Origin of the sequence: Gilvimarinus japonicus, assembly GCF_042847215.1 — a bacterium.
Taxonomy (GTDB): Bacteria; Pseudomonadota; Gammaproteobacteria; order Pseudomonadales; family Cellvibrionaceae; genus Gilvimarinus; species Gilvimarinus japonicus.
Genome location: NZ_AP031500.1, coordinates 782501 through 797765, shown reverse-complemented (window position 1 = coordinate 797765; position 15265 = coordinate 782501). Strand labels below are relative to the sequence as shown.

Below are 15265 nucleotides of genomic sequence, written 5' to 3'. Positions count from 1 at the left end.
ATGGCACTGACAAAAATCACAAAACTGGCCGTAAAATTTACATGCCCCGCTACGCTAGCATTAATGATGTGCGCAAGCTACGGCCAAGCCGAGTGCACTTACAAAGACGCACAGGAAAAAATGTTACGCGCGGGCAATATTTTACAAGCTTACCAAAAGCAAAACGTGGAGTTTTTCGCCAACAACCAAACGCCCCCCGCGGCGCTAAACGAAACGGTAGTCACGATGGGAGAGGCGCTAGCAGCAAACGGCGTAAAGCTGTCTAAAATCGCCGACCCATTAAGCATCACCTATGAGACTCCGGTACCCAACCCAATTTGTGACGAGTACGACCGAATCATAGCGACCTATAAAACCGACGCACACAAAGAGGAGCCCATTGCGCTTAGCGCAAATACGCCTTTTCATTGCGAAGGCATCTCAGAGGCCGAGCTATGGGAACGTTACGGCACCATACTTAAATCACAGCCTGAACTTTTTGAAGAGGGGAAAATCACCAGAAAACAAGAAGACGAAATAAACATAATGCTGGCTGACTTTGGCAGTAAAATGACAACCGACTTTCCTGCCGCCTGCGACATCTTTTTTAACATTGAAGATAAGATTAAAAAATACCGTTAAATATAGCACCAAAAAAACGTGGGCCTTAAGTGGCCCACATTTTTTTAAGAATGTCCGTATAACACAACCAAGCGGCTAAAGGATTAACCCATGGAACGCATATACAACCTCATCAGCCCGCTGGACGCCGAGCAACTGCGCTTTAGTGCACTGCAAGGGCGCGAGTCACTCTCGCAACTGTTTCAGTTTGACCTGACGTTAACCAGCCCCAGTGGCGACATCACCCCCGCCGACTTACTCGGCCAGCCTCTCACCCTTGAGGTGGCTCTGGCCGACGGCGGTACGCGCCACTTAAACGGCCAGTGCACCGAGTTTCAAAGCCTGGGCAAACACGGCCGCCAGTACCTTTACCGTGCGCGCCTGCGCCCCTGGTTGTGGTACGCCACCCAACGCCAAGATTACCGCATTTTTCAAAACTCAAGCGTGCCCGACATGATCAAACAGGTGTTGGCCGCCTACCCGTTTGAGTGCCGCTTTAACCTGTGCGGCCGCTACCGCAACTGGGAGTACTGCGTGCAGTACCGCGAGAGCGACGCTAACTTTGTGATGCGCCTGCTCGAGCACGAGGGCATCTGGTTTTTCTTTGAACACAGCGCCGGCGGCCACACAATGGTCATGACCGACGACATCGGTCTGGCCAGCCCCGCACCCGCTTACGCCGCCTTACCGTTTCAGGCGGCCGGTGCCACCGAACCCAATAAAGACTTTATCGACCGCTGGCACGGCGCCGGCAGCGTTACCTCGGGCAGTTATCAAGCGCGTGATTACAACTTTGAGCAAGCCAGCGCCTTGCTCGACACCCAGCGCGCACAACCCGCCAGCCATCCGTTTGGCAAACTCGATGTGTTTGACTACCCGGGCAGCTACCCCCACGTGGATGACGGCGACGGCTACGCCAAAGTACGCGTCGAGGAACTGCGCAGCCCCCATCAGCGCAGCTATGGCAAGGCCTCGGCGCGCGGCATTGCGCCCGGCTACCTACTCACCCTGGAGCAGCACCCGCAGGCGCACCACAACCAAGAGTATTTAATGGTCGCTTGCGATTACGACTTTCAGGCCAACGATTACGAGGCCGATACCGGCGCCGCACCGTTTGTGATGCAAGTACAATTTGAGGCGCACCCTAGCAGCGAGCCCTACCGCCCCGCGCGCCTTACCCGCAAACCCCTTACCCACGGCCCCGACAGCGCCGTGGTCAGCGGCCCCGCGGGCGAAGAGATTTACACCGACGAGCACGGCCGGGTTAAAGTCCACTTTCACTGGGATCGTTACAGCGGCCGCGACCAAAACAGCTCCTGCTGGATTCGCGTCTCGCACCCCTGGGCCGGCGCCGGCTTTGGTGGTATTCACGTACCGCGTATCGGCCAAGAGGTCTTGGTGGATTACCTAAACGGCGACCCCGATCGCCCCGTGATTACCAGCCGTGTGTACAACAACCTACAACCCGCGCCTTGGTCGCTGCCGGCCAACGCCACCCAGTCGGGCTTTTTAACCCGCTCAACGCCCGCCGGCACCTGGGAGCAAGCCAACGCCTTTCGCTTTGAAGACAAAATCGGCCAGGAGCAAATCTGGCTGCACGCGCAAAAAAATCAAGACATCGAAGTCAACAACGACGAAACCCACTGGGTGGGGAACGATCGCACCAAAACCATCGACCGCGATGAAACCACCCAGGTAAAACGCGACCGAACCGAAACCGTCGATGGCAACGAAACCATCACCGTGCACAAAACCCGCACCGAAGAAGTCGACGGCGACGAGACCATCACTGTGCACAGCAACCGCCAAGAGCGTGTCGATAAAAACGAAACCATCAGCATCGGCGACAACCGCACCGAAGAGGTGGGTAAAAACGAGAGTATTACCATTGGTGATAGCCGCAGTAAAAATGTGGCCAATAATGAGACGGTGAATATTGGTGTCGACCGCAACGCCGACATCGGCAAAAGCGATACCCTCAGTGTAGGTAAAAACGCCACTTTGAATGTCGGTGGGCATCACAAAGCGAGCATCGGCAAAACCAGTATGCAAACGGTTGCTCTCGCGCGCATGGATAACGTTGGCGCCGCCTATAGCTTAAATGTCGGTGCGTTGATGAACACCATTGTTGGCCTGAATCAAACAGAACAAATAGGCCAAAGTAAAACCACCAAAGTCAAAAAGAACACCACCATTAATACCGGTGAAGATCTGGTGCTAGAGGCGGGAAACTCCATCACTTTGCAAGTCGGTAAAGCATCGCTCGTTTTAAATAGCAACGGCAACATTACCTTAGTCGGCAATGAGGTGACACTCGAGGCCAGCGGTCCTATGCAGATCACCGGCAGTGATATTGATTTAAACTAGGCGCGAAGACGAATCATGCAACTGACCAACTTAACGCCCTTTAGTGCACTGTGCTTTAGCTCGGTCGATACGCTCGACCGAGCCTGCGATACTGTAGTCATACGCGTTGGCTACCATATAACGATTGATCCAGCGAGTGGTGTGGCATCGTTAACAGTGCGCGATACCGATGCCGAGCCACTGCAATTAGAGGATAGCTACTGGGGGCCTGTGGCTGCACATGCTAACGACCCAACCACACCAAGACCTGACGAAGATAAACCCTTTTACGAACACAACCTACGACAAGAAACCGACTTAGCGCCGTTCAAGCCGTGCTGCGATCTGTTGGTGGTGGGCAGCGCTCACGCCCCACAAGGCAAACCTGCCAAACGCTGGCCTATCAAATTACGCCTGCAAAGTCGCACCCAAAACAGCCCGAGCATCACCGTGCCTGTAATCGAGAAAGTGTTAGAGGTGTCACCTCCGGGGGCGTTTTATCACGGTGTACTGGGCTGGACGCTCAAGCGCGATAAAAAAGCCCTTAAAGTCCCCCTGCGGTGGGAATACGCCTTTGGTGGCAAGAGCCAAGTCCCCAACCCAAAGCACCTGACCGACGCTACCCTGCCCGAATGGCTGCTTAACGAGGTTTGTTATAGCAACCCGCTGGGGGGCGGTTGGATGGACAAACGCCACGCTCGTTTAGCGCGTAAGGCCAATACCGCCCTACCCAAGATGTTAACCGCGCCGAGCATTTTTTACCCGAAGCAATCACTGCAAGAGCCTGTGCGGATCAAGCACCCCAAAGACGTTACCACTGCACGCAAAATGGCCGAGGTAGCGGCCGGCTACCCGCTGCAACCGGCGGGGCTGGGCGTGGTCAATCGAAGCTGGGCACCGCGCTTAGCGCTTAGCGGCACCTATGACGAACGGTGGCAAAAAACACGCTGGCCACTACCGCCTAAAGACTTTGACGAACGCTACTGGAACTGTGCACCGCTTGACCAGCAGGCACCATGGCCCAGCCCCGATTGCACGCTAGAGGCCTGGCACCTGTTTGACCCAGCCGTTGCCCCAACCGGTTATGTGGCCATGCAACTGCCCGGGCACCGTGCGTTTGTGATGGCGCGTCTCAACAACGGTACACCACTGCCGCTGCCCGCCGTCATCGACACCTTAGTGCTCGACACAGATCAACAAACCCTGAGTGTCGTCTGGCGCTGCCGGATCCCCAAAAACCCATTAATCGCCAGCCTTGAGACACGCTTCGAAGTCGACCCAAGCGCACCTTTGTTAAAATGGCGGCCGCATTTACAAGGGCAAGAAACCTCCGCGATACAAACAACCCGCAAGGAAGCCACAACATGACCAACAACCTCACCGCCCGCAAAGACGGCCAGTGGCTGGTTATCAGCATGTTACCGGACGTGTGCAAAACGCCTATTGGCGGCACCGATGTGCCGGTACCGTATCCCATCATTGCCAAATGCGGTGATGCCGCACAAGAGGTGCCCCATGTGCGCGCCAACGGCATGCCTTTTATTACCTTAGCCAGCTATCTACCCACAACCACAGGGGCAGAGCCAGGGGTTAAAAAAGGGTTAGTCTCTGACACCGTGGGCGGCACCGCATCGTTTAAATCTGGGCAACACAGCTCCACTGTTAACGCGGACAAACAGCGCATCCTACGCCACGGGGATTTGTTTTGGATGAATGGTGAGGCTACGGGTAACGCGCCCTCACAACCAAAACCGTCACCAGTAGAGGCGCGCAAAGCACGCTATCAAGAGCGAGAGGACTTAATCGAAAAAAACGCCGGCAGTACCGACCCGAATATCATTGCGGCGAGCGAGCGACTCAATCTCAACAACGACAATATCCTTCGCGCTGAAGCCGCCGAGTATGTGTACAAGGTGGATGAGTTTAATCGCGGACACACCAAAGCATTACCTGAGCCACCGGTGGGTTTAGAGCTGCAAGACCCAAGTAAAATACCTGGGCTTGAAGATGCAACGTTTATGAGTGAAGAATCAGGCTTCGGCTCGGCGCTGTTTAAATCTGAGATTAATGGCGAAACAATGCTGACCTACCGCGGCACCAATAATAGCGTTACAGGGCTTTTAGACTGGTCGACCAATGCCAAACAGGGGTTTGGATTTGAGACCGATCAATATACTGAAGCAATGACATTAGCCAGAGAAACAAAATTTGCTCTAGAGAATTCGTTCACCATCGTGGGACACTCATTAGGTGGCGGTTTAGCCAGTGCCGGAGTCGCGGCCACCGGTGTCGAAGGCTATACATTCAACTCTGCGGGACTACACCCAAACACCATAGATGGAACAACAGGTCTCAGCGAAGGGCAAATTAGTGCACTAATAACCAGCCAATATGTTTCAGGCGAGGTATTAACTGGAGTGCAAACCTATACCAACCCGGTGATTAGCGGTTTAGCGGCCGAGTTTGGGGCAAAGGAAGGTGGCGCGCTTGGTGCCGCAGCCGCCACCGTCGCAGCCGATCAACTACTGAAAATCCCCGGAGCTCTCGGTGACATGCAAAAATTAGACAGCGTCGAAGGCGGCAGCCCCCTCAGCCGCCATGGAATGGATCAAGTAATCGATGGCATTGAAGCTCAAAAAGAAACGGATATTGCCACCCTTCAAGGAGCATCACCCGAATGACCCCATCCAAAAAAACATCGATAACTTCTATCTATCGGTTTTGCATAACTTTTTTTCTTATTTTTGCTTTAAGCGCCTGCTCAACACAAGGATTCACCATGAAGCCGTCTGATTACTTCACTCCGGAATACGTTCAGCTCATTAATCTCATTGAAAAAGGCAAAAAAGAGCAGGCTCAAGCGCTTATCGACCAAGGTCTCCCCCTCGACATATACGGCAAATATGGAATTACACCTCTATTTTGGTTTATCGCTACCAATGACATATCAGGTACCGAGCTAGTTTTGGAGCTAGGAGCAGACCCCAACCTTCCCGAAAAACAATACGGTAATACACCATTAAATAAAGTTATTGGAGGAGAAACCAAGTACGACGTATGGGTTACATTATTATTAGAATACGGTGCCGATCCTAATATTGTAGACAGCACGGGCCGACCGCCTCTTTTTAGAGCTGTAGTGGGTAGCAGCCTCTCACAAATAGATATACTTATTAAGCATGGAGCGAATGTAAACCTCCACGATAAAACGGGACGTAACGCCGCACTGTACGCCGCATTTCTAAACGAATATAAACTGGTATACCATTTAATCGAACAGGGCGCTGACCCATTTAATTACAGCCAAGGCGGCGCTGACATCGCATGGTGTATTAATGATGCTCTTAACGTACCGCTGATTAAAGCCCCCTCAGAAAACTACGATTGGGCCATGAAAGTCAAAGCTCACCTAGAATCCCAAGGCGTTCAATTCCCCCCGCCCTCTCCTGCCAAAGTGCGTGCACAATGGGAGAAAGAAGGTCGCTACGACTAATAAAGAATCCGGAAACCACTTAATTCTCAACGTATCGGAATCAGGAATGCCCTAAAGGGCTCTCAAGGACAACGGATTCATGAGTAAAATCCAGCTATCAGTAGAGCCACCCTCTCTGCAGATCAATGCGCTGACCAGCGAAGTCACCGAGCACCAAGGGATGAAGATCATCAATCGCCCTGAAGGGGTGATTATGGCATGGGAGTCAGAGCCTGAATTCGACGTTAATGCCATGGCCGAAGCCAACGGCTTTAACGACGTGATGCTCGAAACCACCCAAGACATGATGACCGGCGAGACGCGCAGCGTCGCTAGCGTAAAGATGAGCCATGAAGAATATGAGGAATTTAGAAACCAACCTCATGCCCGCACCATGGAGCTTCCCACTATGGTGCCAGAGGCTACCAGCAACACACTGGGGCAACTCACCTTTATGCCGTCACTTAGCAATGTACGGGCAGAATACGCCAACCCGCCTGAACCACCACCCGAGGAGCAGACACCTGAGACCGACAACAGCCAGCCCAATGAACACTTACAGACGTTGATCGATGAGTCCGAAGATGAACGCAGCTATTGGCAGCGAACAAAAGAAGGAGCCGCATCGGCATGGAACAGCACGCAACGTATCGCAGAAGCCTCGTGGGATAACCCCGGAGAATTCGGTAAAGGCGTATTAAAAGGAGTCGGCAACCTTCCCTCGGATCTATGGAATTTAGCGGTAACTGCCTCTAAAGCCCAGAACGGCAAAATCGCATACAGCTATCTTCTCGATAAAATGGCACTATTTAACTATGAAGATGGCAATCTAGCGCGTGCGAATAGCCTCGCGAGTCAATCGGCCAGCATTCTAGAATCGGGGATCGTCGGGGATATCTTTGAGCTCGACAATGACGCTCAAACAGGTGGTAGCATCGCCTCCATATTGGTTCCCGTCGGTACGATAGTAAAAGCTCCAGCCAGCGCTGCCAAAGCGGCGCGAGGGAGAAAAGCGCTAGACACTGCCGCTGACACCGCTAAAATAGCCGACACGAGCAGCGATGTACTCAAAGCGGATAAAACAGCTGACCCCAAAATAGCCGATACCGCCAGCAATGCCAGTACGGCAAAAAAAGCACCTGACGCGAGCGCTGCCAGTAAAGCCAAAGAACCCACAGGACCAGCGGGAAACGGCGGCAAGGTTAAAAAGAAACAAAAAGTCATCCGTACCGCAGCGCAAGATAGAAAAGAAATCACAAAGCTATCCAATGAGGCCAATGTTGCCAGAAAACATGGAGATTATAAATTAGCTGATAAAAAATTGGCTGAGGCAAGAGAAATCCTTAAACCACACATACCTCAAAAGCCCGGTGACACATGGGATGGATTTATTGAAAGGCTTGACGTCAGCACACCGAAGGATGGTGCGACCCTGTGGTCTGGCAGCCAAACCTCTGCGCAACAGTTTGCAGAGAGTATTGGCGGCAGCACACTCGAAGGTACCCCTGGCGGCAGGGTTATTGACGGTTGGAGCGATATAAAAAACATACCTTGGGAAAGTGAAGTAGGTCAAGCAGCCGGTAGTGGTGAATTATGGAATGGTGTATCAAGAAAATTTGCCAATTCGGCAACAGGTGAAATCCATGTTATTCAAACATCTAAAAAATTATGGGACCAAGGCACCGTATGGCACAACACCGAAAAACCTATTATTCGAGATTCATACTCAACCGGAAGGATAACTAATGTTAACATGCATGTTCTTAACGGGAAAAACCAAGCCATACCATTATCAGAAAACTACGTAAACGACTTACTTGACCTAGAAGGAATCCCTCGATGAAAGATGATTTAAATATCAGCCCAGCCTATCAACACTTTCTGGATTTTTTTACCTTAACGCAACTAGAGCGACTTCAGGGGCTAGATTCAAGTTACTTTTCTTCCATGACGAGCGAAGAAAAAAATAAAGCATTCAATTACCTCAAAAGCAATCCAAATTTTACGCATCATTTAGAAAATCTTCGAGGCCTTTACTTGTGCGACTCAGAAAAAGCTATTAATCTTTTTAAAGAGGAACTAAAAAAAGAGCCCAAGAGATATCCAGAGCAACGTGATAATGACATAATCATGCACGGAAGAGTATTCATGAGCGGTTACGTATGTAACTATAACCCTACAAAAGAAAACATAAACGATTTGGTTTCTCTAGATGTAAGAAGCTCCAACGAAGAAGTTCGTAGCTTGAAGTATCAGCTCATACCTTCCTCACCAACAACAATTGAAGCCATTAACTACCTAAAAGAAACTACGATAGATGAAAAATCAACACTGCCTGCGGCTACATCCACCTCAACACTTATGGCAATGTACGGCTTAAAATTTAAAATGAATGATAAAAATTATTTAAAAATATACCGTGGATTAAGAAGCTTAGAGAAAAAAGAAAATCTAGCAGCCTTGAAAAGGCTAGAGAGCCTTAAAGAACCTGTTCTAATTGTCTAGTGATGCTTCTGACGAATAGAAATCTTGTTCTATAAACACTTTAAAAGCCGCTGGATTAAAAAATTACAGGCATTCAAACAAGGAAAATTACGCCTTCTTGTAATCCCCCCAATAATCCACAACCTTGAATTCTACCGGTCATTGCAACACCCCATACTACAATGAGTAAAGAGGTGGTAAATGCAGGAGTTTGATAGGATGAACGAGGTGAAAAAGGCTGCTATCTGGGATCAATAGCAAAAGGACCAGCCCATGAGCGTGATTGCACGCTCAGTGTGTAAGTCTCCCGCGACGGTATTTTCGTATTTGCGTTATCATGGGGGAATTAAGCCTCGACCAAAAAGGCAGCGATCTTCGGCTCTCAGGCTAGAAGAGCGAGAGGAAATATCCAGAGGCGTAAGCCGCTGGCCTTAGCTTGAGAGCAATTGCTGAACAACTTTCCCGAAGCCCCTCGACGATAAGTCGCGAATTGAGCAGCAATGGTGGTGTCAGTCGATATCGGGCTACAGAAGCTCAATCAAATGCAAAGAATCGCTCTAGACGACGCAAAGTATGCCTGCTCACACAACATCGGCGACTGTATCGCATAGTTCGAGGTAAGCTGTTGCTGGATTGGTCGCCTGAACAAATATCCGGATGGCTAGAGCGAACTTATCCTGATGACAAGAGCTTGCGTGTGTCGCACGAGACAATCTATAAAAGCCTCTTTATTCAGACTCGGGGTATATTTCGCAAGGAATCACGTATACATTTGCGCACCAAACGAAAGTTTAGGCACGCGAAGCCGCATTCTCCAGCAGGTCGCGGCCATATCGTTGATATGGTGTACCTATTAGTGAGCGCCCTTCAGAAATTGAAGACCGTACTGTTCCAGGACACTGGGAAGGTGACTTGATACTGGGGTCAAACAACAGTCAAATCGCAACACTAGTCGAGCGGAAGACTCGGCACACGGTCTTGATTAAAGTAAAAACCAAGAAAACCAGCGACGTAGTGTTAGCGCTTTCTAGACAGATGAAAAAATTGCCGGCCTTGTTACAGCAAAGCTTAACTTGGGACCGAGAAACCGAGATGGCATCTCACGAAAATTTATCCATCGCTACCAACATCGACGTTTATTTTTGCGACCCGCAGAGCCCTTGGAAACGCGGCACCAATGAAAACACGAATGGTCTACTTCGGCAGTATTTCCCTAAGCGCAGCAGCCGCTCTGGATTTTCTCAGAAGGATCTAAACAAGGTGGCGCACAAACTGAACACAAGGCCAAGGAAAACGCTCGACTTCCAAACACCGACTGATATGCTTAACCAACTGTTACAGTGGCCGGTTGAATCCAAGGCGGTTTAAAATTGGGGGATTACACTTGCAAATTATGAAGCGGACTTTGGCCATAAAGCTTATGACCATCCTGACGGTTACATATGGCATCATCACGAAAACAAAAAAACATGCTACTAATTAGAGATGACGTCCATAACGCATTCCCGCATACGGGAGGAGCCTCGGCTGCCAGACACTCAGGAACAAACCAATGAACATAAGCTTTGAAATCAAGTTTCAGCCGACCAGCGAATCAGCAATTGCAGAGGCCGAAAAATATCTTAATTTTAAACTCCCTAGTGATTATCGATTTTTCTACTAGAGTTAAATGGTGGAAAACGGCCTGACAAAGGATTGCTTTCATATAAAGAGAGAGGCGGGCACACCAATGAAACACTAATTGATACATTTTTTGGCGTTGACCATAAAAAAGAGTCCAACATTAAAGACATATACAACTTCTACGTGTCAAACAAGAGAACTCCATCAAGCACCTTACCCATAGCTTCAAACATTGCAGGAAACCTTGTCTGCTTGGACTTCAACAAAACTACAAATGGTAAAATATACTTCTGGGATCACGAACTCGAGTGCGAACCAACCTAGGATAGAAACCTACTTAATCTGGCCGGCTCTTTCAACAATTTATTAAATAAACTAACAAAAGGCGAGGACTAAAGTCAGTGACTATAATTCAAAAAGAAGTTTGTTCGATAGAGAATAATTTTAAAATAAAACTACCAAAAGAATACCGAGACTTCATCATGAAAGGGAGTCTAGAGAAGTTAAAAATGCATAGATTTGTCACCAAAGATAAAAAGGTAGAATCTATAGTAAAATATTTTTTTAGCCCAAAAAAAGATTACGACGATGATTTGTATGGTGAGATTCAGGGTTTCACTCTAGACCAGAAAATACCTATAAACTTAATCCCAATCGCCATAACCCCCGCAGAAAATAGAGTGCTTCTATCTATTTCAGGGAAGGATACAGGAAACGTTTATTATTGGGCTTGGGATGAAGAACCTGAGCCGCCAACACAATCATATCAATTCATGAGGCTCATAGATAACAATTTTGACGATTTTTTGAACTCTCTTCATGAAATAGAATAGACTCACATACTCCCCAAGATCTAGCCGTGCGGTAGTGTTCAGAATTCTGTGTCATTTCTTTATCATTAGCAAAAAAGAGATGACACAGAATTCTGAACACTACCAGAGGATGAGAACCGTCGGCTCAAGAAGATGTACGCCGAAGAGCGTCTTAAGGCCGAGCTACGACAGGAGGCCCTTGAGGGAAAGCTGTAAAGCCATCTCAACGCAAAGAGATGGCGCAACGCGCGATCGAGAGACACGGTATCAGCATTCGAGTTGCCTGTGCCACCCATAGCATCAGTGAGAGCTGTTACCGCTATCAACCAAAGCTCGGTGGTGAGAATGCGTTAATAGCGGACTGGTTGTTACGCTTAACGGAGACCCACAAGCGGTGGGGCTTTGGGCTGTGTTTTCTGTACATTCGCAATGTGAAGGGGTATGGCTGGAACCACAAACGGGTGTATCGCATCTATCGTGACCTGGAGCTTAATTTACGCATTAAGCCTAGACGCAGGATTAAGCGTGACAAGCCTGATGCGCTGAGTATTCCTACCGCCATCAACCACGTGTGGTCCATGGATTTTATGTCCGACAGCTTGAGCGATGGCAGGAGCTTGCGCACATTCAATGTAATTGACGATTATAATCGTGAGTGCCTGACGATTGATGTTGACCTCTCCATGCCGTCGCTTCGAGTGATTCGGGCGTTGGAGCAAGTGATGGAGTGGCGAGGAAAGCCCGCTGCTTTGCGCTGTGATAATGGGCCAGAGTATATTTCTGGGGCTTTGGTTAACTGGACTAATCAACATCAGATTACACTGCTTTATATTCAGCCAGGCAAACCGACTCAAAATGCTTATGTTGAACGTTTTAACCGTACGGCCCGACACGAATGGCTCGATCTGCATGACTTCGCTAGCGTTGAACACGAACAAGAGCTTGCGACTCGATGGCAATGGCAGTACAACAATGAACGGCCGAATACCTCAATCGGAGGTGTTCCGCCACGGTGGCTACTACAGGCCGCATAACCCTCTACTTTTAGCAGCTGTTTAAAATGGCAGGGTGTAGTGGTCAAGTAAATTTGGCCACAGTTTAGGAGGCTGCCCAGTACAACTGCTCGGCTGCATTTGGGCTCGCTCCATTGTTGTTTCTGTGTGGTCTTACCTGGCTGTAGTAGCCAGTGATGTATTCAGTGATCGAGCGCTGGGCCTCGCCAAAACTTTTGTAGCCGGTTGTCGGCATCCACTCCGTTTTTAAGCTTCTAAAGAAACGCTCCATTGGTGCATTATCCCAGCAATTACCACGGCGACTCATGCTTTGCTTAATTTTGTAGCGCCATAATCGCTGCCTGAATTGATGACTCGTATAATGACAGCCTTGATCAGAATGAAACATCACACCGGCAGGCCGACCTCGGGACTCGTAAGCCATCTCCAGGGCTCGCCCGGTCAATTCACTATCAGGCGACAATGACATCGCCCAACCCACCGGCTTCCTTGCGTATAGGTCCAACACAACCGCCAAGTACGCCCACCGTTCACCAATCCATATGTAGGTGACATCACCACACCAAACTGTATTGGGTTTTGAAACAGAAAACTCTCGGTTTAGAGTGTTCGGTATCGCTATATGCTCTTGGCTCCCCGTTTTATAACGATGGGTGGGAAGCTGGCAACTTACCAGCTCCAAGGCTTTCATCAACTTGCCCGCACGGTACCGGCTCAAAGGCATCCCTCTAGCCGAGACTATGCTGGCAATGGTTCGCGCTCCAGCGGAGCCTTGGCTTAACCCGTGCGCCAAACGAACCTCACTTTGTAGCTTTACTTGCTCCAAACTCGGCGTCTTGGGCTTGGCCTGCCAATACTTGTAGCTGCTGCGATGGACTCCGAACACCTCGCAAACTCGGGCAACGCTGTAGCTCTTCTTGAGGTTCTCAATTATCGAGAATTGTTCAGTGAGTCCGACATCAAGAGAGCGGTAGCCTTTTTTAAAATATCTTTTCTTCCTCTATGCGCTGAATTTGACGTTCAAGTTCTCGTATCCGGCGCTGATCTGGCGTCATGGGTGTCGCGGCAGGTTTACCGCCTTCACGCTCCAGGCGAAGCTGTCTAACCCATTTGTCCATTGTAGATAGCCCGACCCCCATCGCTTCAGCAGCTTCTTTAACTGTCCGACCTTGATCGACTACCAGCTGGGCCGATTCCAGTCTAAACTCGGGGCTAAAAGTTGGTCTTGTTCGCTTGTTCATTGGTCACCTATGTGTCTAAGAAGTGATCATATCACCTCTAATTAGGTGGCCAAATTAACTATCCCACTACAAGGCGCTCATCACTATGACCGTAGGTTATCTACAAGGATGTAGTGTATGCAGATAACGCAGGAGCGGTTATCTGTCATCGGCAAGCACCGCGGTGTTACGCGGGCCACATAAAAAAATACCCCGAACCATTGCTGGTTCGGGGTACTTTAGATTAGAAGCTTGACGATGACCTACTCTCACATGGGGAATCCCCACACTACCATCGGCGCTGAATCGTTTCACTACTGAGTTCGGAATGGGATCAGGTGGTTCCAATTCGCTATGGTCGTCAAGCAAACAGGTATGATTGGATTTCGGTGTTACCTCCCGAGGGAGAGCCTACTGACACAATCAAATAGGGTGATGAATTAAGCTGCTTTTTACTCTATAAGGTGCTGAGGACAGTCTGTGTATGTCTCACTCAAGTCCGATGATGTATCACGTTACTTTCGTAACCCATCAGTCGTTTCTGTTATATGGTCAAGCCTCACGGGCCATTAGTACTGGTTAGCTCAACGCCTCACAACGCTTCCACACCCAGCCTATCAACGTGGTAGTCTTCCACGGCCCTTTAGGGGATTCAAGATCCCAGGGAAAGCTAATCTTGAAGGAGGCTTCCCGCTTAGATGCTTTCAGCGGTTATCCCGTCCGAACGTAGCTACCCGGCAATGCTATTGGCATAACAACCGGAACACCAGTGGTTCGTTCACTCCGGTCCTCTCGTACTAGGAGCAACTCTTCTCAACTTTCCAACGCCCACGGCAGATAGGGACCGAACTGTCTCACGACGTTCTAAACCCAGCTCGCGTACCACTTTAAATGGCGAACAGCCATACCCTTGGGACCGGCTTCAGCCCCAGGATGTGATGAGCCGACATCGAGGTGCCAAACACCGCCGTCGATGTGAACTCTTGGGCGGTATCAGCCTGTTATCCCCGGAGTACCTTTTATCCGTTGAGCGACGACCCTTCCATACAGAATCGCCGGATCACTATGACCTACTTTCGTACCTGCTCGACGTGTCAGTCTCGCAGTTAAGCTGGCTTGTGCCATTACACTAACCTCCTGATTTCCGACCAGGATTAGCCAACCTTCGTGCTCCTCCGTTACTCTTTGGGAGGAGACCGCCCCAGTCAAACTACCCACCATACACTGTCCGCGATCCCGATAAGGGACCTGCGTTAGAACCCCAAACATACCAGGGTGGTATTTCAAGGTTGGCTCCACGATGACTAGCGTCACCGCTTCAAAGCCTCCCACCTATCCTACACAAATAGGTTCAGAGTTCAGTGTAAAGCTATAGTAAAGGTTCACGGGGTCTTTCCGTCTAGCCGCGGGAACACTGCATCTTAACAGCGATTTCAATTTCACTGAGTCTTGGGTGGAGACAGCGTGGCCATCGTTACGCCATTCGTGCAGGTCGGAACTTACCCGACAAGGAATTTCGCTACCTTAGGACCGTTATAGTTACGGCCGCCGTTTACTGGGGCTTCGATCAAGAGCTTCGCCGAAGCTAACCCCATCAATTAACCTTCCAGCACCGGGCAGGCGTCATACCGTATACGTCCACTTACGTGTTTGCACAGTACTATGTTTTTAATAAACAGTCGCAGCCACCTGATC

The 15265-nt window shown here is 49.7% G+C and carries 11 protein-coding genes, 2 rRNA genes and 2 pseudogenes (1 of these 15 only partly in view); 12 read left to right on the top strand and 3 right to left on the bottom strand.

The window, feature by feature from the left end:
* The 12 genes and pseudogenes from ACGHAD_RS03355 to ACGHAD_RS03300 all read left to right on the top strand — a co-directional run.
* Complete coding sequence (locus tag ACGHAD_RS03355) at positions 1 to 621, top strand: hypothetical protein (RefSeq protein WP_382413899.1); 621 nt, start codon at positions 1 to 3, stop codon at positions 619 to 621.
* 90 nt (positions 622 to 711) lie between these two features.
* Positions 712 to 2967: a type VI secretion system Vgr family protein gene (locus tag ACGHAD_RS03350; RefSeq protein ID WP_382413901.1), complete on the top strand. Its 2256-nt coding sequence runs from the start codon at positions 712 to 714 to the stop codon at positions 2965 to 2967.
* A 15-nt stretch (positions 2968 to 2982) separates the two neighbouring features.
* Positions 2983 to 4314 (top strand): DUF2169 domain-containing protein, encoded by a 1332-nt coding sequence (locus ACGHAD_RS03345; protein ID WP_382413903.1) that lies wholly within the window; start codon positions 2983 to 2985, stop codon positions 4312 to 4314.
* The gene (locus ACGHAD_RS03340; RefSeq protein WP_382413905.1) at positions 4311 to 5627 is read left to right on the top strand and encodes a PAAR-like domain-containing protein; all 1317 of its coding nucleotides are present in this window, start codon (positions 4311 to 4313) and stop codon (positions 5625 to 5627) included. Before ACGHAD_RS03345 ends, ACGHAD_RS03340 begins: the two co-directional genes overlap by 4 nt.
* Positions 5624 to 6439: an ankyrin repeat domain-containing protein gene (locus ACGHAD_RS03335; protein WP_382413907.1), complete on the top strand. Its 816-nt coding sequence runs from the start codon at positions 5624 to 5626 to the stop codon at positions 6437 to 6439. Before ACGHAD_RS03340 ends, ACGHAD_RS03335 begins: the two co-directional genes overlap by 4 nt.
* A 79-nt stretch (positions 6440 to 6518) precedes the next feature.
* Entirely contained in the window at positions 6519 to 8261 is a 1743-nt protein-coding gene (locus ACGHAD_RS03330) for a hypothetical protein (protein ID WP_382413909.1), read from the top strand.
* Positions 8258 to 8923, top strand: a complete 666-nt coding sequence (locus ACGHAD_RS03325; protein WP_382413911.1) for a hypothetical protein — start codon at positions 8258 to 8260, stop codon at positions 8921 to 8923. The genes ACGHAD_RS03330 and ACGHAD_RS03325 overlap by 4 nt, the downstream gene beginning before the upstream one ends.
* Before the next feature lie 252 nt (positions 8924 to 9175).
* Positions 9176 to 10270: pseudogene (locus tag ACGHAD_RS03320) on the top strand (IS30 family transposase).
* A gap of 74 nt (positions 10271 to 10344) precedes the next feature.
* Positions 10345 to 10458 (top strand): HNH endonuclease, encoded by a 114-nt coding sequence (locus tag ACGHAD_RS03315; RefSeq protein ID WP_390403308.1) that lies wholly within the window; start codon positions 10345 to 10347, stop codon positions 10456 to 10458.
* 94 nt (positions 10459 to 10552) lie between these two features.
* The gene (locus ACGHAD_RS03310; RefSeq protein WP_382413926.1) at positions 10553 to 10849 is read left to right on the top strand and encodes an SMI1/KNR4 family protein; all 297 of its coding nucleotides are present in this window, start codon (positions 10553 to 10555) and stop codon (positions 10847 to 10849) included.
* Between the two features lie 77 nt (positions 10850 to 10926).
* The gene (locus ACGHAD_RS03305; RefSeq protein ID WP_382413913.1) at positions 10927 to 11358 is read left to right on the top strand and encodes an SMI1/KNR4 family protein; all 432 of its coding nucleotides are present in this window, start codon (positions 10927 to 10929) and stop codon (positions 11356 to 11358) included.
* Between the two features lie 105 nt (positions 11359 to 11463).
* Positions 11464 to 12371: pseudogene (locus ACGHAD_RS03300) on the top strand (IS3 family transposase); the annotation flags it as partial.
* A gap of 64 nt (positions 12372 to 12435) precedes the next feature.
* Here ACGHAD_RS03300 and ACGHAD_RS03295 read toward each other — a convergent pair.
* The 3 genes from ACGHAD_RS03295 to ACGHAD_RS03285 form a co-directional block, all read right to left on the bottom strand.
* Positions 12436 to 13591, bottom strand: a protein-coding gene (locus ACGHAD_RS03295) for an IS3 family transposase (protein ID WP_382413915.1) whose coding sequence is annotated in 2 segments (ribosomal slippage) — positions 12436 to 13342 and positions 13341 to 13591 — 1158 coding nt in all. Because the reading frame shifts where the segments join, the coding sequence is not laid out codon by codon here.
* A 229-nt stretch (positions 13592 to 13820) separates the two neighbouring features.
* Positions 13821 to 13936: ribosomal RNA gene (rrf, locus tag ACGHAD_RS03290) — 5S ribosomal RNA — on the bottom strand.
* Between the two features lie 182 nt (positions 13937 to 14118).
* Positions 14119 to 15265: ribosomal RNA gene (locus tag ACGHAD_RS03285) — 23S ribosomal RNA — on the bottom strand (it continues 1738 nt past the right edge of the window).

Bases quoted from the DNA above. Each gene is read 5' to 3' on its own strand.
- ACGHAD_RS03355 (WP_382413899.1), top strand. From the start codon at position 1: ATGGCACTGACAAAAATCACAAAACTGGCCGTAAAATTTACATGCCCC.
- ACGHAD_RS03350 (WP_382413901.1), top strand. From the start codon at position 712: ATGGAACGCATATACAACCTCATCAGCCCGCTGGACGCCGAGCAACTG.
- ACGHAD_RS03345 (WP_382413903.1), top strand. From the start codon at position 2,983: ATGCAACTGACCAACTTAACGCCCTTTAGTGCACTGTGCTTTAGCTCG.
- ACGHAD_RS03340 (WP_382413905.1), top strand. From the start codon at position 4,311: ATGACCAACAACCTCACCGCCCGCAAAGACGGCCAGTGGCTGGTTATC.
- ACGHAD_RS03335 (WP_382413907.1), top strand. From the start codon at position 5,624: ATGACCCCATCCAAAAAAACATCGATAACTTCTATCTATCGGTTTTGC.
- ACGHAD_RS03330 (WP_382413909.1), top strand. From the start codon at position 6,519: ATGAGTAAAATCCAGCTATCAGTAGAGCCACCCTCTCTGCAGATCAAT.
- ACGHAD_RS03325 (WP_382413911.1), top strand. From the start codon at position 8,258: ATGAAAGATGATTTAAATATCAGCCCAGCCTATCAACACTTTCTGGAT.
- ACGHAD_RS03315 (WP_390403308.1), top strand. From the start codon at position 10,345: ATGGCATCATCACGAAAACAAAAAAACATGCTACTAATTAGAGATGAC.